At 70.8% G+C, this 20,113-nt stretch carries 13 protein-coding genes; 10 read left to right on the top strand and 3 right to left on the bottom strand.

Features of this window, described 5'->3' with window-relative positions; all coding sequences use genetic code 11:
- Positions 1–486: 486 nt before the first annotated feature.
- The 8 genes from leuS (at position 487) to holA (ending at position 11,616) form a co-directional block, all read left to right on the top strand.
- Complete coding sequence (gene leuS, locus ACZ4Z2_RS00345; protein ID WP_468070814.1) at positions 487–3,360, top strand: leucine--tRNA ligase; 2,874 nt, start codon at positions 487–489, stop codon at positions 3,358–3,360.
- Positions 3,361–3,626: 266 nt separating this feature from the next.
- A complete protein-coding gene (locus tag ACZ4Z2_RS00340) occupies positions 3,627–4,376 on the top strand; it encodes a hypothetical protein (RefSeq protein ID WP_468070812.1) in 750 nt (249 codons plus the stop codon).
- Between the two features lie 87 nt (positions 4,377–4,463).
- Positions 4,464–5,309 carry a DegV family protein gene (locus ACZ4Z2_RS00335; protein ID WP_468070810.1) on the top strand — a complete coding sequence of 282 codons (846 nt, stop codon included), beginning with the start codon at positions 4,464–4,466 and terminating at the stop codon, positions 5,307–5,309.
- 111 nt (positions 5,310–5,420) lie between these two features.
- The gene (locus tag ACZ4Z2_RS00330; protein ID WP_468070808.1) at positions 5,421–6,650 is read left to right on the top strand and encodes a ComEA family DNA-binding protein; all 1,230 of its coding nucleotides are present in this window, start codon (positions 5,421–5,423) and stop codon (positions 6,648–6,650) included.
- An 80-nt stretch (positions 6,651–6,730) separates the two neighbouring features.
- Positions 6,731–9,379 (top strand): ComEC/Rec2 family competence protein, encoded by a 2,649-nt coding sequence (locus ACZ4Z2_RS00325; protein WP_468071638.1) that lies wholly within the window; start codon positions 6,731–6,733, stop codon positions 9,377–9,379.
- 4 nt (positions 9,380–9,383) lie between these two features.
- Complete coding sequence (locus ACZ4Z2_RS00320) at positions 9,384–10,193, top strand: arylamine N-acetyltransferase family protein (protein ID WP_468070806.1); 810 nt, start codon at positions 9,384–9,386, stop codon at positions 10,191–10,193.
- A gap of 61 nt (positions 10,194–10,254) precedes the next feature.
- Entirely contained in the window at positions 10,255–10,500 is a 246-nt protein-coding gene (locus ACZ4Z2_RS00315; RefSeq protein WP_468070804.1) for a hypothetical protein, read from the top strand.
- Between the two features lie 129 nt (positions 10,501–10,629).
- Positions 10,630–11,616 carry a DNA polymerase III subunit delta gene (holA, locus tag ACZ4Z2_RS00310; RefSeq protein ID WP_468070802.1) on the top strand — a complete coding sequence of 329 codons (987 nt, stop codon included), beginning with the start codon at positions 10,630–10,632 and terminating at the stop codon, positions 11,614–11,616.
- 211 nt (positions 11,617–11,827) lie between these two features.
- Here the strand turns inward: holA and rpsT are convergent, their stop codons facing one another.
- Positions 11,828–12,094: a 30S ribosomal protein S20 gene (rpsT, locus tag ACZ4Z2_RS00305; protein WP_383887445.1), complete on the bottom strand. Its 267-nt coding sequence runs from the start codon at positions 12,092–12,094 to the stop codon at positions 11,828–11,830.
- 278 nt (positions 12,095–12,372) lie between these two features.
- Between rpsT and lepA the strand changes: the two genes are divergently transcribed.
- Both lepA and ACZ4Z2_RS00295 read left to right on the top strand, forming a co-directional pair.
- On the top strand, positions 12,373–14,241 hold the full coding sequence (lepA, locus tag ACZ4Z2_RS00300; protein ID WP_468070799.1) for a translation elongation factor 4: 1,869 nt from the start codon (positions 12,373–12,375) through the stop codon (positions 14,239–14,241).
- A 303-nt stretch (positions 14,242–14,544) separates the two neighbouring features.
- The gene (locus ACZ4Z2_RS00295; RefSeq protein ID WP_468070797.1) at positions 14,545–16,422 is read left to right on the top strand and encodes an AMP-dependent synthetase/ligase; all 1,878 of its coding nucleotides are present in this window, start codon (positions 14,545–14,547) and stop codon (positions 16,420–16,422) included.
- Positions 16,423–16,427: 5 nt separating this feature from the next.
- On the opposite strand, the gene ACZ4Z2_RS00290 is transcribed toward ACZ4Z2_RS00295, so the two are convergent.
- Together ACZ4Z2_RS00290 and ACZ4Z2_RS00285 are read right to left on the bottom strand one after the other, a co-directional pair.
- Positions 16,428–17,000 carry a response regulator gene (locus tag ACZ4Z2_RS00290; RefSeq protein WP_468070795.1) on the bottom strand — a complete coding sequence of 191 codons (573 nt, stop codon included), beginning with the start codon at positions 16,998–17,000 and terminating at the stop codon, positions 16,428–16,430.
- Positions 16,997–20,113: HAMP domain-containing protein (locus ACZ4Z2_RS00285; RefSeq protein WP_468070793.1), on the bottom strand; the 3,117-nt coding region annotated here is incomplete at its 5' end. The genes ACZ4Z2_RS00290 and ACZ4Z2_RS00285, both read right to left, overlap by 4 nt.

Here is a 20,113-nt window from a genome sequence, read left to right as displayed (position 1 = left end):
GGCCGAACGGCCGGTCTGGGGCAGCGAGCTGTTACTGCGACGAGGGTTCATGGGGGCAACTCCGAACAGTTCGGGAAAGCGGTCCCGTCGTCGAACTGTAAGTGGTGCCAAACCGAGCAGTAGGTGGTTTGAGTTATTGCGCTGTTATCAAGGGTCAATCTCACATCGGTGATGTCCCTTAGTGGTTGTTACGCGAAGTAAGATTTGAACTTTGTTCAACTTTTTTGGCCGGATCCCGTGGCTGACACGCCGATGCTCCCTGTACGACGATGGCCCGGAACCTCGTCGCGACGGCTGTGGGCCCTGGGGTACCCTGAGCCCATGCGTGCCGTACGCCTTCTGCTTAGCGAGCCGCGCTGATCAGTCCCGACCGCCGATGAACGGCGTGGTCGGAATCGGCGCGGCGTCCCCTCCTGTGCGAGGGGATTTTTCGTTTCCGGACGACACATCCCGCTGGCAGAGACGATCGATGGAGCTTTGAGGATCATGAGCGAGACGAACCCCGCTGCCGCAGGTGCGGCGGTGGATGCCGCGCCGCACCGCTACACGGCCGCCGTGGCGGCCGAGATCGAGGCACGCTGGCAGGACTTCTGGGACGCCGAGGGCACGTACGCGGCACCGAACCCCAAGGGCGACCTGGCGGGCGACCGCGAGCTGGCCGCCCGGCCCAAGAAGTTCATCATGGACATGTTCCCGTACCCCTCCGGTGCGGGCCTGCACGTCGGCCACCCCCTGGGGTACATCGCCACCGACGTCTTCGCCCGCTACCAGCGGATGACCGGCCACAACGTCCTGCACACCCTGGGCTTCGACGCCTTCGGCCTGCCCGCCGAGCAGCACGCGGTGGCCACCGGCGAACACCCCCGGGTCACCACCGAAGCCGCCATCAGCAACATGAAGTCCCAGCTGCGCCGGCTGGGCCTGGGCCACGACAAGCGCCGGTCGTTCGCCACGATCGACCCGGACTACTACAAGTGGACCCAGTGGATCTTCCTGCAGATCTTCAACTCCTGGTACGACGACGAGGCGAGGAAGGCCCGCCCCATCGCCGAACTGGTCGCCCAGTTCGAGTCGGGTGAGCGCGCCGTGCCCGGCGGGCGCTCCTGGAACGCCCTGAGCGCCGTCGAACGCGCCGACGTCCTGGGCGAGTACCGCCTGGCCTACGCCTCCGACGCGCCGGTCAACTGGTGCCCCGGCCTGGGCACCGTCCTGGCCAACGAGGAGGTCACCGCCGACGGTCGCTCCGAGCGTGGCAACTTCCCCGTCTTCAAGGCCAAGCTGCGCCAGTGGAACATGCGGATCACGGCCTACGCCGACCGCCTGCTGGAGGACCTGGAGGAGCTGGACTGGCCCGAGGCCATCAAGCTCCAGCAGCGCAACTGGATCGGCCGCTCCGAGGGCGCCCGCGTCGACTTCCCGATCGACGGCGAGAACATCACCGTCTTCACCACGCGCCCCGACACGCTGTTCGGCGCGAGCTACATGGTGCTGGCCCCCGAGCACCCGCTGGTCGACAAGTTCACCCCGGCCGCCTGGCCCGAGGGCACCCACGACGTGTGGACCGGCGGACACGCCACTCCCGCCGAGGCCGTCGCCGCCTACCGCGCCCAGGCCGCCTCGAAGTCCGACGTCGAGCGGCAGGCCGAGGCCAAGGACAAGACCGGCGTCTTCACCGGTTCCTACGCCACCAACCCCGTCAACGGCGAGAAGATCCCCGTCTTCATCGCCGACTACGTCCTGATGGGCTACGGCACCGGCGCCATCATGGCCGTCCCGGCGCACGACGCGCGCGACTTCGCGTTCGCGCGCGCCTTCGAGCTGCCCGTCACCTGCGTCGTCGAGCCGACGGACGACCGGGGCACGGACACGTCCACGTGGGACGAGGCATTCGTGTCGTACGACGCGAAGATCGTCAACTCCACCGGCGAGGGCGTCTCCCTGGACGGCCTGGGCGTCGTCGAGGCCAAGGCGCGCATTACGGAGTGGCTGGAGCGGACCGGCATCGGCGAGGGCACCGTCAACTTCCGCCTGCGCGACTGGCTGTTCAGCCGCCAGCGCTACTGGGGCGAGCCCTTCCCGATCGTCTACGACGAGGACGGCGTCGCCCACGCGCTGCCCGAGTCGATGCTGCCGCTGGAGCTGCCCGAGGTCGAGGACTACTCGCCGCGCACCTTCGACCCGGACGACGCCGACACCCAGCCCGAGACGCCGCTGTCGCGCAACGAGGAGTGGGTCGACGTCACGCTGGACCTGGGCGACGGGCCGAAGAGGTACCGCCGCGAGACCAACACCATGCCCAACTGGGCCGGTTCCTGCTGGTACGAGCTGCGCTACCTGGACCCGCACAACGACCGGCAGATGGTCGACCCGGAGATCGAGCGCTACTGGATGGGCCCGGGCGAGGGCCGGCCGCACGGCGGTGTCGACCTGTACGTCGGCGGCGCCGAGCACGCGGTGCTGCACCTGCTGTACGCGCGCTTCTGGTCCAAGGTCCTGTACGACCTGGGACACGTCTCGTCCGCCGAGCCGTTCCACAAGCTGTTCAACCAGGGCATGATCCAGGCGTTCGTCTACCGCGACAGCCGTGGCTTCGCCGTGCCGGCCGCCGAGGTGGAGGAGCGCGACGGCGCGTTCTACTACCAGGGCGAGCAGGTCAGCCGCCTGCTGGGCAAGATGGGCAAGTCCCTGAAGAACGCGGTCACCCCGGAGTCCATCTGCGAGGAGTACGGCGCCGACACCCTGCGCCTGTACGAGATGGCGATGGGTCCCCTGGACGTCTCCCGGCCGTGGGACACGCGCGCGGTGGTGGGCCAGTTCCGGCTGCTGCAGCGGCTGTGGCGCAACATCGTCGACGAGGCGACGGGTGAGGTCACGGTCGTCGACGGCGAGCCCGGTGAGGAGACCCTGCGGGCGCTGCACAAGGCGATCGACGGGGTGCGCCAGGACCTGGAGGGCCTGCGCTTCAACACGGCGATCGCGAAGGTCACCGAGCTGAACAACCACCTGACCAAGGCGGGCGGCCCGGTCTCGCGGTCCGTCGCCGAGGCCCTGGTGCTGCTGGTCGCGCCGCTGGCCCCGCACATCGCCGAGGAGCTGTGGCGCAAGCTGGGCCACACCGACTCGGTCGTCCACCAGGACTTCCCGGTCGCCGACCCGGCGTACGTCGTGGACGAGTCCGTCACCTGCGTCGTCCAGATCAGGGGCAAGGTCAAGGCCCGTCTGGAGGTGCCGCCGGCCATCTCCGAGGAGGAGCTGGAGAAGGTGGCCCTGGCCGACGAGAAGGTGGTCGCGGCGCTGGCCGGGGCGCCCATCCGCAAGGTGATCGTGCGCGCGCCGAAGCTGGTGAACATCGTCGTGTAGGGCTGGTGGGGCTGGTAAGGCGTGTAGGGCGCGGGGTCCGTGCAGGGCCTCGGCGCCTCCATGCCGTACGGCTGAGGGCGGGCGGCCGGTCGGGCGGTCGGGAGGTGGGGCGGACGGTCGCTCGGGCGGACGATCGCTCGGGCGGACGGTCGCTCGGGGTGATCCCCTACGGGCAGGTTCGGGGTTCTGCTGGAACTGTGGACCTGCCCGTAGCGTTTACCGTGGAAGAGCGCCGTGTGGCGTGCCGGTCGAAGGAGGAGCGCGTCGTGGAAGCCGTGATCGCAGTCGTCGCCCTGCTCTTCGTGCTGTGCGTGGTGCTCGGCGCGTACGCCACGGTGAAGGCGGTCGGCGCGGCCAAGCGCGGCGTGGACCGTACGATCACGCAGGCCAAGCGGACGGTCGAGGACACCACCCTGCGCGCCAGGAGCCTCGCCCAGCCGGGCCCCGTCGGCCAACTGGCCGACCTGCGCCTGAGGTTGCGCACCTCGATGCGGGCCACCCAGGAGGCGCTCCAGGCCGGCGTCGGCGAGGACGAGTCCCTGAAGGAGTCCCTCGCCCTCTTCCAGCAGCTCAGCAAGCACGGCCGCGAGCTGGACGACGAGCTCAAGCGGCTGGAGCCCGAGCCGGACCGCGCGAAACTGGTCCAGCGGCTGCCCGATCTGCGCACCCGCACGGAGAAGATCATCAAGTCGGCCGACGCCCTGCGCTGGGCTGCGCACGACCGGGCCCGCAGGTTCGCCGAGGACGACCTGGAGACGCTCAGCGCCCAGATCGACGTCGAGGCGGGCGCACTGCGGCACTGGACGACGGAGCCGACCGAGCCCGCGCGTGTCTGGCCCGAGGCTCCGAAGCCCGAGCCGACCGCTTCCGGCGGACAGACGTGGCAGGAGACCCCCGAGCCTCGCACCACCACCGGGGACTCGACCGGGGAGCCGCCCCGGCCGGCCATCACCCCGCCGGTGTCGCGCCCGACGTACCCGTGGCAGAAGAAGCCGCGCCCGGAGAGCACGACTTGATACGGCGCGCGGTGACCCGACGGAGTGACGGGGCGGTCGGTGGGGCCGGGCTGCCGCCGAGGGGACTTGACGGGTAACCTCCAGCTCATGTCCCGCCATGTCGCGATCGTCACCGATTCAACGGCCTATCTGCCGCCGCCGACGATGGAGCGTCACGGCATCATCGCGGTGCCGTTGACCGTGGTCCTCGGCGACCAGGCGCTCGAGGAGGGGACCGAGATCTCGGCCCGCTCGCTGGCCCAGGCACTGCAGAAGAGACGGTCCGTCACCACCTCCCGCCCCAGCCCCGAGCTGTTCGCGGAGACCTATCGCAAGGTGGCCGAGGCGGGCGCCACGGGCATCGTCTCGCTCCATCTGTCCGCCGAGTTCTCTGGTACGTACGACGCCGCCGTGGTCGCGGCGCGCGAGGCCCCGGTGCCGGTACGCGTGGTGGACACCGGGATGGTCGCGATGGCCCTCGGCTTCTGCGCCCTGGCCGCGGCTGAGACCGCGGAGGCGGGCGGCACGGTGGACGAGGCCGTCACGGCCGCCGAGAAGCGGGCCGGGGGTACGTCCGCCTTCTTCTACGTCGACACCCTCGACTATCTGCGCCGGGGCGGCCGGATCGGCGCGGCCCAGGCCCTGTTCGGCTCCGCGCTCGCGGTGAAGCCGCTGCTGCAGCTCAACGGCGGCCGCATCGAGATGCTGGAGAAGGTGCGCACGGCCTCCAAGGCGATCGCCCGCCTGGAGGAGATCGTCGCCGAGCGGGCCGGTGGCGCGCCGGTCGACATCGCCGTCCACCATCTCGCCGCGCCCGAGCGGGCGTCGGCCCTCGCGGAGCGGCTCCGGGACAGGGTCCCGGGCCTCGCCGACCTGCATGTGAGCGAGGTCGGCGCGGTCATCGGGGCGCACACCGGGCCGGGGTTGCTGGGGGTGATCGTCTCGCCTCGGTGAGGCTCGCGGGTGGCCTTGTGAGGGGTGACGGAGTTATCCACAACTGGGGAGTAATCCACGGGATTTGAGCAAGATCATCGTGGATGTGCCCACTTGCCCGATCCTCGTGGCATGGCACTTCGATCACGTTCACGTTCACGTACAGCGACAGTCACCAGTGGGCCGGGGCGGGGCCCGTCCTCGGACGGCCGGGCCCGGCACCGTTCTCGACACCCGAGGGGCAGCGCCGGGCGCCACCATGCCTCGGCGGAGACGCTGAGGCTCCGCGCGGAGGCACTGTTCCCGGAGAGGACCACCGAGCCGAGGGAGTTGGGGCACGGGCCGCCAGGTGGACGGAGGAATGGGGCGCTTGTCGGCGCCGGGGAGCCCGGGGGCTCTCGCGGGGCTCCGGAGGATGCCGTGGATGCCGGCGACGGCGTGGACGGGGCCGGCGGGGCCTACGGGGCTTACGGCGCGGAGGACGAGGCGCCGGGCGAGACCGGGGGATTGCCGCGTGTTCCTGCGGACGGTGGCGGGCTTGCCGGCGACGTGAGAGGCGGTCGGCGGGGCCGGGTCGGGCCGGCTGTGCGGGAGCGGCTGCCGCTGTGGTTGCAGGCGCGGTGCGGCATCGAGCGCAAGAGCGTGATCGCGCTGAGCGTCCTGCTGGTCGTCGCCGCGGTGTTCGCGGGGCAGCACTTCTGGGCCGGCCGGACCCAGCCGGTGAGCGCACCCGAGGTCGTGCGGGCAGGGGCCCCGACGGGCGCGGCGGCTCCGGCGGCCTCGTTCGGCGAGGAGGGTGCCGGCCCGGCGGCCGGACCGGGAGGCTCGGTGGGGGCAGGTACCTCCACTGCGGGGCCCTCGATCGTCGTGGACGTCGGTGGGAAGGTCCGCAAGCCGGGCATCCAACGGCTGCCGGCCGGCTCCCGTGTGGCCGACGCGCTGCGGGCGGCGGGCGGAGTGCGGCCGGGCGCGAACACCGACGGTCTCAACCGCGCCCGCCTCCTCGTCGACGGCGAGCAGGTCCTGGTCGGTGTCTCGGCACCGGCGGCAGGGGCGGGTGCGGGAGCCGGCGTCGGGCCGGGCGGTGGCGGCACCGGCGCGGCCGGATCCGGGGCCGGGCCCGGGAGCGGATCCGGCGCCGGTGGAACGGCCGCCGGAGCGGGTCCCGCGACGCCCGTCTCGCTCAACACGGCGACAGCGGAGCAGCTCGACACCCTGCCCGGCGTCGGTCCGGTGCTCGCGCAGCACATCATCGCCTACCGCACCCAGCACGGCGGCTTCCGCTCGGTCGACGAGCTGCGCGAGGTGAACGGCATCGGCGACCGCCGCTTCGCCGACCTGCGGAACCTCGTACGGCCATGAGCGCGCGGGGGACTGGGGTGCCGGTGCCCGCCGAGGGGCGTACCGGGGCGGGAGCGGTGGTGGCTCCCCGCCGTCCGGCCGTGCACGCGGCCTCCGAGCACCGGCTCGGCGTCGCCCATCCGCGACAGGAGGGCCCGACGGATCTGCGTCTCGTGCCCCCGGCGCTGGGGGCGTGGGGGACGGCGGCGCTGATGGTGCACGCCTCGACCGGGTGGGTCGTCGGTGTGGTCGCGGTCGGCCTGGTCGCCGGCGTCGCGCTGCTCGTCGCTCATCGGGGGCGCGGGTGGGCATCGCGGACCGGACGGGAGCCTCGCCGGAGGCCGGAGTCCCGGGTGGGACCGGAGCCTCGGGTGGGACCGGAGCCTCGCCGGAGGCCGGAGCCCCGGGTGGGACCGGAGCCTCGACGTTGGCCGGAGCCTCGGCGTGGGCCAGAGCCTCGGCGTCAGCCGCACCGGCGGCTGTCGACCTCGGCAGGGGCGAAGGTGCCTGCCGCCGCCGTGCTGCTGTGTGTCGCCGCGGCGGCCGCCTCCGCCGGGCTGCACGGGGCGGATCTGCGGCGGGGGCCGGTTCCCCGGCTCGCCGAGCGCTACGCGCCGGTCACCGCGGAGGTGGAGCTGACCTCCGACGCCCGGCTCACCCGGCCGCGGATCAAGGGAAGCCACGCGGCCCCGACAGCCGTGCTCCTCCAGGCCGAGGTCCGCAGGGTGAAGGGGCCGGACGGGGTGGTCGTGGACACGCGGACGCCCGTGCTGGTGATCGTCGACGTGGCCCGGCGGTCGTCCGCGCGAGAAAGGGGCCGTTCGCCCTGGCTCACGCTGCTGCCGTCGACACGGGTGCGGGTCGCCGCGCAGGCCGTGCCGGCGTTGGCCGGGGGAGACCGCGTCGCGGCGGTGCTGCGGGTGCGAGGAGGCAGGCCGCCGGAGGTGGTGGAGGAGGCGAGCGCGGCGCAGCGGTTCGCGGGCCGGTTGCGGGAAGGGCTGCGCCAGGCGACGGACGGGCTGGACGCGGACGCGCGGGCGTTGTTGCCGGGGTTCGTCGTGGGGGACACGTCGCGCATCCCGGCCGAGTTGGACGAGGCCTTCAAGGCGACCGACCTCACGCATCTCCTGGCGGTGAGCGGGGCCAACTTCACCATCCTCCTGGCCCTGTTCATCGGCCCGCCCGGGCTCGCCCAGCGGGTGGAGCGGCGCGGGCTCGCGCCCCGGCTGGGGATTCCGTTGAGGGTGACCGCGCTGGCCGGTGGTGCGCTGACGCTCGGCTTCGTGATCGTGTGCCGACCGGACCCGAGTGTGGTGCGGGCGGCGGCCTGCGGGTCGATCGCGCTGCTGGCCATCGCGACGGGGCGCCGCAGATCGCTGGTTCCCGCGCTGGCGACGGCCGTCCTGTTGCTGGTGCTGTACGACCCGTGGCTCGCCCGGAGTTACGGCTTCCTGCTCTCCGTCCTGGCGACCGGGGCTCTGCTCACGCTCGCCCCGCGGTGGAGCGCGGCGCTCCAGCGGCGTCGGGTGCCGCCGCGACCGGCCGAGGCGCTGGCGGCGGCGGGGGCCGCGCAGGCGGTGTGCGCGCCGGTCGTGGTGGTGCTGTCGGCGAAGGTGAGCCTGGTGGCCGTGCCGTGCAATCTGCTGGCGGAGTTCGCCGTGGCACCGGCGACGGTGCTGGGGTTCGCCACGCTGGCGGCAGCGCCGGTGGCGATGCCTGTGGCCGAGTGGATCGCCTGGTGCGCGAGTTGGCCCGCAGGGTGGATCGCGGACATCGCCCGTACGGGGGCGTCCCTGCCGGGGGCGGGGGTGGACTGGCCGGGCAGCTGGACGGGTGCGGCGTTGCTCGCCCTCGTGACGGTGGTGGCGGTGTTCGTCGGGCGGCGGCTCGTGGGCCGCCCCTGGCTGGTGGGGGCCTGCCTGCTGGTGTTCCTGCTGGCCGTGGTGCAGCCGCCGCCGCTGACCAGGGTGATCACGGGGTGGCCACCGCCCGGCTGGCGGTTCGTGATGTGCGATGTCGGACAGGGTGACGCGACCGTGCTGGCGGCGGGCGACGGCCGAGGGGTGGTGGTGGACGCCGGCCCCGATCCGGTGCTGGTGGACCGTTGTCTGACGGCGCTCGGCATCAGCGAGGTCCCTCTCGTGGTCCTCACCCACTTCCACGCCGACCATGTGGCCGGGCTGCCGGGGGTGCTGCGGGGGCGTGCGGTGGGGGCGATCGAGACGACGGGGTTCCAGGAGCCCGCGGACCAGGCCGAGTTCGTGCACCGGGAGGCGGCGGCCCGGCGGATTCCGGTGACCCGCGCCGTCGCCGGGCAGGAGCGGCGGACCGGCGGTCTCGCGTGGCGGGTGCTGTGGCCGCCGGGCGACGCGGCCGTCCCGGACGGGCCGAACGACGCCAGCGTGACCATGCTCGTCCGCTCGGCCGGGCTGACCCTGCTGCTGCTCGGCGATCTCGAACCGCCCGCGCAGCGGGAGCTGTCCAGATCCCCGGCGGCCGCGGAGCTGGCAGCGGTGGACGTGGTGAAGGTCGCCCACCACGGGTCGGCCTACCAGGACCCGGACCTGATACGGGTGATGGCACCGCGGCTGGCACTCATCTCCGTGGGCGCCGACAATCCGTACGGCCACCCGGCGCCGAGCACGGTCGCCGCGCTGCGGGCCGGGGGCGCCGCGGTGCTGCGGACGGACGAGGACGGCGCGATCGCCGTCGCCGGTACGGCGGGGGAGGTCCTGGTGGCGAGAGACTGAGGTCATGGATACCGCAGAGCTTGACGCCTACCTTCGCCGCATCGGAGCCGAGCACCCGGCCTGGCCCACCGTCGACGTCCTGCGTGAACTGCACCTGCGCCATCTGCGGACGGTGCCGTTCGAGAACCTGTCGATCCACCTCGGTGAGGAGATCGTGCTGGAGGAGAAGCGACTGCTCGACAAGATCGTCGGGGAGCGCAGGGGCGGCTTCTGCTACGAACTGAACGGGCTGTTCGGGGCGATGCTCGCGGCGCTGGGCTTCGACGTGACGCTGCTCGCGGCACGGGTCTACGGCGACGAGAAGCGCCTGGGCATCCCGTACGACCACCTGGCGCTGCGGGTGCGGACGGTGGACGGGGGCGACTGGCTGGCGGATGTGGGGTTCGGGACGAACAGCCACTATCCGCTGGAGTTCGGAGGGAGAGGGGAGCAGGAGGACCCGGCGGGCACGTTCCGGGTGGTGGAGGCGGACCGGCAGAGCGGGGCGCGGGAGTTCGGGGACCTGGACGTGCTGCGGGACGGCAAGCCGCAGTACCGGCTGGAGGTGCGGCCGAGGGCCCTCGGGGACTTCGTGGCCGGGGCCTGGTGGCACAGCACCTCGCCGGCCTCACCGTTCACCAGGTCGCTGGTCTGCTCGCGGGTCACCGACGACGGCGGCCGGATCACGCTCAGCGGCCGCAGCCTCACGGTCACGTCCGCGGAGGGCGAGAAGGAGGTGACCGGGCTGGGGACGGACGAGGAGGTCCTGGCGGTGTACCGGGAGCGGTTCGGGATGGAGTTGGGGCGGGTGCCGGAGGTGCGCGGGGAGGCGTAGGGCGGTCGGGCGGCCGGGCGGCCGGGCGTGGGTGCGGGGACGGGTCGCGGAAAATGGGGGCGTGAGCGATGTGAGACATGTGCTGGTGCTGCCCGATCGTGAGGCCGCGGAAGAGGCGGCGGAGGCGCTCGGGGAGCGGTTCGGGGTGACGGAGGAGCCGCGGCTGGTGCGGGACGCGCTGGCCGGGGAGGACGACGCGGAGGACGCCCAGTGGCTGCTGGTGCTGCGGGACGAGGACGAGCGGCTCGACCCGGCGGCGCTGGACGAGTTCGCGGGGGAGTGGGAGGGGTGGCGGGAGGAGCCGTAGGGGCCTGAGCCGTGCGGGCAGGTGCCGGGGTGGTGCAGCGGCGGTGTCCGGGCCGCCCGGTGGTTCGCGCCGGTGCGGTGGGGCCGCGGCCCGTGCTCGTTGTCGGTGCCCCGTGGGATGCTGTGCGTGATGGCCAAGAAGACCGCTCACGATGACCCCCTCGCTTCTGTCACCCTCGCCGTGGGACAGGAGGAGCTGCTGCTCGACCGGGCCGTGCGGGAGGTGGTGGCCGCCGCCAGGGCCGCCGATGCCGACACGGACGTGCGGGACCTCACCTCGGACCAGTTGCAGCCGGGCACGCTCGCCGAGCTGACGAGTCCGTCGCTGTTCGCCGAGCGGAAGGTCGTGGTCGTGCGCAACGCGCAGGATCTGTCGGCCGACACGATCAAGGACGTGAAGGCGTATCTGGGTGCCCCGGCCGAGGAGATCACCCTCGTGCTGCTGCACGCGGGCGGCGCCAAGGGCAAGGGACTGCTGGACGCGGCGCGCAAGGCGGGGGCGCGGGAGGTGGCCTGCCCGAAGATGACGAAGCCGGCGGAGCGGCTGGCGTTCGTGCGGGGGGAGTTCCGCACGCTCGGGCGTTCGGCGACACCGGAGGCGTGCCAGGCGCTGGTCGACGCGATCGGCAGCGATCTGCGGGAGCTGGCGTCGGCGGCGTCGCAGCTGGTCGCGGACGTCGAGGGCACCATCGACGAGGCCGTGGTCGGGCGGTACTACACCGGGCGGGCCGAGGCGTCGAGCTTCGAGGTGGCCGACCGGGCCGTCGAGGGGCGGGCGGCGGAGGCGCTGGAGGCGCTCAGGTGGTCGCTGTCCACCGGGGTGGCGCCGGTGCTGATCACCAGCGCGCTGGCGCAGGGCGTCCGGGCGATCGGGAAGCTGTCGTCCGCGCGGGGCGGCCGGCCGGCGGACCTGGCGCGGGAGCTGGGCATGCCGCCGTGGAAGATCGACCGGGTGCGGCAGCAGATGCGGGGGTGGACCCCGGAAGGGGTCGCCGTAGCGATGCGGGCCGTCGCGGAGGCCGACGCCGGGGTCAAGGGCGGCGGGGACGATCCCGAGTACGCCCTGGAGAAGGCGGTCGTGACCATCGCCCGCGCGGCACGCTCCCGCCGGGGCTGAGCCCGCGGCGCCGCGCGAGGGCGCGTAGGCAACGCGAAGGCCCCGTCGGTCCACCCTGGGGAAGGGCGGGCGACGGGGCCTTCGGTTCACGATGGTGGACTTGCACCCGCGTGGCGAACGCAGGCCGCGTGCAGGTCCGGGGGTGTCGGGCGGGAGCGGATGAGAGAGGGCCCGCTCGGGGTCCGTCCGGCGATCAGATCAAAGGTGAAGCTCAGCCCTGGAGGGAAGCGACCTTGGAAGCAAGCGCCGACTTCTTGTTGGCGGCCTGGTTCTTGTGGATGACGCCCTTCGAGACGGCCTTGTCGAGCTGACGCGCGGCAGCGCGCTGGTACTCGGTGGCCTTCTCGGCGTCACCCGCGGCAGCGGCCTCGCGGGCCTTGCGGATCGCGGTCTTGAGCGACGACTTGACGGCCTTGTTGCGAAGGCGCGCCTTCTCGTTGGTCTTGTTCCGCTTGATCTGGGACTTGATGTTCGCCACGAATGAGCCTTTTCAGCTACCGGCGACCGAGGACATGCAAGGCATGCGCGCCCCGGGCACCTTTGGTTTTCTTTGGGATGTGCCTCCTGCAGAGAGGGCATGAGACACAGCCACCCAGGCTACCAGTGGCTCCGCGAGTGGCCCAAACCCGCCCCAGCCCCGCGCCCGTGGGACCATGGAGCCTACGCATAGACCCGGTAGACCCCGTTCGTACAGACCCGCTAGATCCGACCCGAGACCGCAGACGGCTGCGGACGCCTCAAGAATCAGGACCCTGCGTGCCCGCGATCCCTAGCCATGTGCCCGAGCCGAGCCGTACCGACCCGGCTCTGATCCGCAATTTCTGCATCATCGCGCACATCGACCACGGCAAGTCCACGCTCGCCGACCGGATGCTCCAGTTGACCGGTGTGGTCGAGCAGCGGCAGATGCGTGCTCAGTACCTCGACCGCATGGACATCGAGCGTGAGCGCGGCATCACGATCAAGTCCCAGGCGGTGCGTCTGCCCTGGGCGCCGACCGGCGCCCCGGGCAACACGCACATCCTCAACATGATCGACACCCCCGGGCACGTCGACTTCACCTACGAGGTGTCACGGTCGCTGGCCGCCTGCGAGGGCACCGTCCTCCTCGTGGACGCCGCGCAGGGCATCGAGGCGCAGACCCTCGCCAACCTGTACCTGGCGATGGAGAACGACCTCACGATCATCCCGGTCCTCAACAAGATCGACCTGCCGGCCGCCCAGCCGGAGAAGTTCGCCGAGGAGCTCGCCAACCTCGTCGGGTGCGACCCCGACGACGTGCTGAGGGTCTCCGCCAAGACCGGTGTCGGGGTCGACGCGCTGCTGGACAGGGTTGTCGCCGATGTCCCCGCCCCGGTCGGCGTCAAGGACGCCCCGGCGCGCGCGATGATCTTCGACTCGGTGTACGACTCGTACCGGGGTGTCGTCACGTACGTCCGGGTCATCGACGGGCAGCTCAACAAGCGCGAGCGCATCAAGATGATGTCGACGGGCGCGACCCACGAACTGCTGGAGATCGGCACGAACTCGCCCGAGATGCTGGGGGCCGACGGCCTCGGCGTCGGTGAGGTGGGCTACCTCATCACCGGTGTGAAGGACGTCCGCCAGTCCAAGGTCGGTGACACCGTCACCAGCCAGCAGAAGGGCGCCACGGAGGCCCTCGGTGGCTACAAGGACCCCAAGCCCATGGTCTTCTCCGGGCTGTATCCGCTGGACGGTTCGGACTACCCCGAGCTGCGCGAGGCCCTCGACAAGCTCCAGCTCAACGACGCCGCGCTCGTCTACGAGCCGGAGACGTCCGCCGCGCTCGGCTTCGGCTTCCGCGTCGGCTTCCTCGGGCTGCTGCACCTCGACGTGATCCGCGAGCGGCTGGAGCGCGAGTTCGGCCTCGACCTGATCGCCACCGCGCCGAACGTGGTCTACCGCGTCGTCATGGAGGACGGCAGCGAGCACACGGTCACCAACCCGAGCGAGTTCCCCGAGGGCAAGATCTCGGAGGTGTACGAGCCGGTCGTGCGCGCCACGATCCTCGCCCCGTCCGAGTTCATCGGCTCGATCATGGAGCTGTGCCAGACCCGGCGCGGTGTCCTGCTCGGCATGGACTACCTCTCGGAGGACCGCGTCGAGATCCGGTACACCCTGCCGCTCGCCGAGATCGTCTTCGACTTCTTCGACCAGCTGAAGTCCAAGACCCGCGGCTACGCCTCGCTCGACTACGAGCCCACCGGCGAGCAGACCTCCTCCCTGGTCAAGGTGGACATCCTGCTGCACGGCGACAAGGTGGACGCCTTCTCGGCGATCACCCACAAGGACGCCGCGTACGCGTACGGGGTGCGGCTCGTTGCCAAGCTGCGCGAGCTGATCCCCCGGCAGGCCTTCGAGGTGCCGATCCAGGCCGCCATCGGCTCCCGGGTGATCGCCCGCGAGACCATCCGCGCCATCCGCAAGGACGTCCTCGCCAAGTGCTACGGCGGTGACATCTCCCGTAAGCGGAAGCTGCTGGAGAAGCAGAAGGAGGGCAAGAAGCGGATGAAGATGGTGGGCTCTGTGGAGGTTCCGCAGGAGGCCTTCATCGCCGTGCTGTCCAGTGACGACAGCGCCGGCGGGGGCAAGGGCAAGAAGTAGCCACCGGCGGCGATCGTCGCAGGTCCCGGCGGTAGTCGTTGTTACCCCCGGAAACTTGGGCAGAATGCGGGCCCGTCGCGTTTCGGCGCGGCGGGCCCGCATGTCTTCGGGGTGTGGCGGCCGCGTGCTCGTACGGTCGTTCTCGGTGGAAAGTGACGGCCCGCCGCCCCTTACGAACCAGCCAACCTCGCTCTACCCTGATCACCACTCGATGGTTACTCGCGAGTTAAACAACAGCCGCTTTGAGCCAGCCGCACAGTCCATGCTGACCCTGCCGCACTGTCGCGGGCCCCGGAGGATGTCGTGAGCGACACACAGACCCTGATCGAGAACCGCCCGCCGTCCATGGCGTCCCTCTTCCTGGAGCGCGTGGCGGCCACGCCCGACGCGGAGGCATTCCGCTACCCGGTGCCGCCGGCCTCAGGCCAGGGACCTTCGGAGTGGAAGCCGCTGACCTGGGCGGAGGCCGCCGCGCGCGTCGATGCCATCGCGGCCGGGCTGGTCGAGCTGGGCGTACAGCCGGAGGAGCGCATCGCGCTGTCCTCCGCCACCAGGATCGAGTGGATCCTGTGCGACCTCGGCATCATGTGCGCCGGTGCCGCCAATACGACGATCTACCCGTCGACCAACGCCGAGGAGTCGGCGTACATCCTGTCCGACTCCGCCAGCAAGGTCCTCATCGCGGAGAACGCCGAGCAGCTTCAGAAGGCGCGGGAGAAGAAGGCCGAGCTGCCCGAGCTGACCCATGTGATCGTCATCGACCCCGAGGGCGCCGACCTCACGGAGGACTGGGTCCTTTCGCTCGCCGAACTGGAGAAGCGCGGGACGGCGTACCTGGAGAAGAAGCCCGACCTGATCAAGGAGAAGGTCGGCGCGATCACCAAGGACCAGCTCGCCACCCTCATCTACACCTCGGGCACCACCGGCCGCCCCAAGGGCGTGCGCCTCCCGCACGACAACTGGTCCTACATGGGCAAGGCCATCGCCGCCACCGGTCTGCTCAGCCCGGAGGACGTGCAGTACCTGTGGCTGCCGCTCGCGCACGTCATGGGCAAGGTGCTGCTGTCCGGGCACATCGAGGTCGGGCACATCACCGCCGTCGACGGCCGCGTCGACAAGATCATCGAGAATCTGCCGGTCGTGCAGCCGACGTACATGGCCGCCGTGCCGCGCATCTTCGAGAAGGTCTACAACGGCGTCGCCGCGAAGGCCCGCGAGGGCGGCGCCGCCAAGTACAAGATCTTCCAGTGGGCGTCCGAGGTCGCCCGCGAGTACGCCAAGGTCAGCCAGGACAACTTCCGCCGCACCGGCACCGCTTCCGTGCCGTTCGGGCTGGGCGCCAAGCACAAGGTCGCCGACGCGCTGGTCTACAAGAAGCTGCGCGAGGCGTTCGGCGGGCGGCTGCGCGCCTGCATCTCCGGCTCCGTGGCCCTGGCGCCCGAGATCGGCTTCTTCTTCGCCGGCGCGGGCATCCCCATCCTGGAGGGCTACGGCCTGACCGAGTCCTCCGCGGCGTCGTTCCTGAACCCCGGGGAGGCGTTCCGCACGGGCACGGTCGGCAAGCCGCTGCCCGGCTGCGAGGTGCGCATCGCGGACGACGGCGAGATCCTGCTGCGCGGCCCCGGCATCATGGAGGGCTACCACGGGCTGCCGGACAAGACCGCCGAGGTCCTGGAGCCGGACGGCTGGTTCCACACCGGTGACATCGGCGAGCTGTCGCCCGACGGGTACCTGCGGATCACCGACCGCAAGAAGGACCTGTTCAAGACCTCCGGCGGCAAGTACGTCGCGCCGACCGAGATCGAGGGCCAGTTCAAGGCCCTGTGCCCCTTCACGTCCAACGTCATGGTCATCGGCGCCGACCGCAACTTCTGCACGGCCCTCATCGCCCTCGACGAACCGGCGCTCCTCGGCTGGGCCAAGGAGAACGGCCTGGAGGGTAAGTCGTACGAGCAGATCATCGCGGCGCCGGCCACGGTGGAGCTGATCGAGGGGTACGTCACCCGGCTCAACCAGGGGCTGCAGCGGTGGCAGACCATCAAGAAGTTCCGGCTGCTGCCGCGGGACCTGGACGTCGAACACGGTGAGCTGACGCCGAGCCTGAAGCTGAAGCGGCCGGTGGTGGAGAAGGAGTACCAGCACCTCATCGACGAGATGTACGCGGGCACCCGGGAGAAGTAGCGAGGTCAGCTGCCCTGGTCCCGGGTCACCAGGGCCCGGAGTTCCTGGACCTGTATGCGGGCCTCCGCCAGGTCCGGGGACTCCTCGGACAGCTGTTTCTCCAATGTGGTCAGGCGGGACAGGAGCTGTTCCGCCTGTTCCTGCTGCCGTGCCCGCAGCGCCTCCAGCTTGCGGGTCTTGCGGTGCAGCTCCAGGAAGACGCTGACCTTCGCCCGCAGGACCCAGGGGTCGAAGGGCTTGGTGAGGTAGTCGGCGGCGCCGGTGGCGTAGCCGCGGAAGGCGTAGCCCATCTCGGCGTCCGTGCCGGTGAGGAAGATGATCGGGACGTCCTTGGTCTGGTCGAGGCGCTTGATGTTGGCCGCGGTCTCGAAACCGTCCATACCAGGCATGCGGATGTCGAGGAGGACGACGGCGAAGCGCTGCCGGAGCAGGGCCTTCATGGCCTCCTCGCCGGAACGGGCCCGGACCAGTGGCTCGTTGAGCGATGCCAGGACGGCCTCCAGCGCGACCAGGTTGTCCTCCATGTCGTCGACGAGGAGGATGCCCGCGCGTCCGTCGGTCCGGCCCTGAGTGGTCATGGTGAGGGTGCCTCGTTCTCTTCGGTGCGTTTCTCGGGCGACGGCTCGACGCCGTCGGGGTCCAGGACGGCGCACACCACGGTGAGCAGCTGGTCGACGTCCACCGGCTTGGGTACGTAGTCGTTGGCGCCCCGGGCGATGGACTTCTCGCGGTCGCCGGGCATCGCCTTCGCGGTCAGCGCGACGATGGGCAGACCGGCCCAGCGGGGCGTGCGACGGATGGCGGAGATCGTCTCGTAGCCGTCCATCTCCGGCATCATGATGTCCATCAGGACCAGCTCGACGTCCGGGTTGCGTTCCAGGGTCTCGATGCCCTCCCGGCCGTTCTCCGCGTACAGGACCGGCATGCCGACGCGGCCCAGGACATGGGTGAGCGCGAAGACGTTGCGGATGTCGTCGTCCACGATCAGCACCCGGCGGCCGGGCAGGATCTGGCCCGCGCGCCCCGCCCGCCACGCCTCCAGCTTGGTGGGCGCCGGCCAGGTGTCGTCCTCGGGGCCGGCAGGGTACGGCTCCGCGGTGAGCTGGTCGGGGACCAGCGCGGCGGGGGCCTCGGTCCCGCCGGTCGCCGCGTGGCCGGGGCTGTGGACAGGCACGTACAGCGTGAAGGTCGAGCCCTTGCCGGGGATGCTCTCGGCGATGATGCGGCCGCCCAGCAGGCCCGCGATCTCCCGGCTGATGGACAGACCGAGGCCGGTGCCGCCGTACTTGCGGTTCGTTGTGCCGTCGGCCTGCTGGAACGCCTCGAAGATCACCGGCAGTTTCTCCGGCGCGATACCGATGCCCGTGTCGGAGACCGTGAACGCGATCACCTCGTCGGTGTCCTCCCGGGCGTAGCGGTGCTCGGTGTCCTTGACGCGGCTGACGGTCAGTTCGACCCGGCCGGAGGCGGTGAACTTGATCGCGTTGGAGAGCAGGTTGCGCAGGATCTGCTGGAGGCGCTGCTCGTCCGAGTACATCTCGCGCGGTACGTCCTCGCCGACCGTGACCTCGAAGGCCAGACCCCGGTCGAGGGTGAGCGGGCGGAACGTGGCGTGGACGTAGTCCAGCAGCTTGATGAGCGGCAGGCGCTTGGGGCGTACGTCCATCCGGCCCGCCTCGATCTTCGACAGGTCCAGGATGTCGTTGATCAGCTGGAGGAGGTCGGAGCCCGAGCGGTGGATCGTCGACGCGAACTGCACCTCCTGGTCGGAGAGATGGCCGTCCGGGTTGTCGGAGAGCAGACGCGCCAGGATGAGCAGTGAGTTGAGCGGCGTGCGCAGCTCGTGCGACATGTTCGCCAGGAACTCCGACTTGTACTGGGAGGAGGTCGCCAGCAGGGCCGCCTTCTCCTCCAGTTCGGCGTTCGAGCGCTGGAGCTCCGCCTGCTGCTTCTGGAGTTCGTCGGAGCGCTCCTGCAACTGCATGGCGAGGCGCTGGGACTCGCCGAGCAGGGACTCGGTGCGGGAGTTGGCGATGATCGTGTTGATCGCGACGCCGATGGTGTTCACGAACTGGTCGAAGAACGCCAGATGGACATCCGAGAAGCGGGAGAACGAGGCGAGTTCGATCACACCGAGGAGCTTGTCCTCGAAGAGGATCGGGATGATGACCACGCTGGACGGGGCCGCCTCCCCGAGACCGCTGTTGATCTTGATGTAGTCCGGCGGCGTCTGCTCGACGAGGATCCGCTTCTTCTCGCGGGCCGCCTGGGCGACGAGACCGTGCACGGGCAGACCGCCGGTCTCGACCGTCGCGTCCTGCGCCGACCCGTAGCCCGCGATGAAGGCGAGACCCTTGCCGGGGGCCACCGTGCGCAGCGCCGCCCCGTCCTGGTCGGGATCGGCCAGGTAGAAGGCGCCGTACTGGGCCTTCACCAGCGGTGTCAGCTCGCGCAGGATCAGATCGGCGACCTCCATCAGGTCGCGGTGGCCCTGCATCAGGGCGGCGAGGCGGGCGAGGTTGGACTCCAGCCAGTCCTTCGCGCGGGTCGTCTCGCGGAGGTTGGCCACCATCAGATTGATGTTGTCCTTCAGCTCGGCGACCTCGCCGCGTGCCTCGACTGTGATCGAGCGGGACATGTCGCCCTGGGCCACGGCCGAGGCCACCTCGGCGATGGCGCGGACCTGGGTGGTCAGGTTCAGCGCCAGTTCGTTCACGTTCGTCGTCAGGCGCTTCCAGGTGCCGTACACGCCCTCGACCCGCGCCTGACCGCCGAGCTGGCCCTCCGAGCCGACCTCGCGGGCGACGCGGGTGACCTCTGAGGAGAACGAGGAGAGGGTGTCGACCATGGTGTTGATGGCGGTCTTCAGTTCGAGGATCTCGCCGCGCGCGTCCACGTCGATCTTCTTGGAGAGGTCGCCGTTGGCGACCGCGGTCGTCACCTGGGCGATATTGCGGACCTGGGACGTCAGGTTGTCGGCCATGGAGTTGACGTTGTCGGTCAGATCCCGCCACACACCGGACACGCCCAGCACCTGGGCGCGCCCGCCGAGCCGGCCGTCGGTGCCGACCTCGCGGGCCACCCTCGTCACCTCGTCGGCGAACGCCCGCAGTTGCTCCACCATCGTGTTGACGGTGTCCTTCAGTTCGAGGATCTCGCCGCGCGCGTCGACGGTGATCTTCTTGGAGAGGTCGCCGTTGGCGACGGCCGTCGTCACCTGGGCGATGTTGCGGACCTGGGAGGTCAGGTTCAGCGCCATGAAGTTGACGTTGTCGGTGAGGTCCTTCCAGACCCCCGAGACGCCTCTGACCTGGGCCTGACCGCCGAGGTTGCCTTCGGTGCCGACTTCGCGGGCGACGCGGGTGACCTCGTCGGCGAAGGCGGAGAGCTGGTCGACCATGGTGTTGATCGTCGACTTCAGCTCCAGGATCTCGCCCTTCGCCTCGACCGTGATCTTCTTGCCGAGATCGCCCTGGGCGACCGCCGTGGAGACGAGGGCGATGTTGCGGACCTGGGAGGTCAGGTTGTCCGCCATGAAGTTGACGTTGTCGGTGAGGTCCTTCCAGACCCCGGACACACCTCTGACCTGGGCCCGGCCGCCGAGGTTGCCTTCGGTGCCGACTTCGCGGGCGACGCGGGTGACCTCGTCGGCGAAGGCGGAGAGCTGGTCGACCATGGTGTTGATCGTCGA

The sequence above is a fragment of the Streptomyces sp. NPDC030183 genome (genome assembly GCF_055573455.1).
This window is presented reverse-complemented; position numbering and strand designations above follow the sequence as displayed.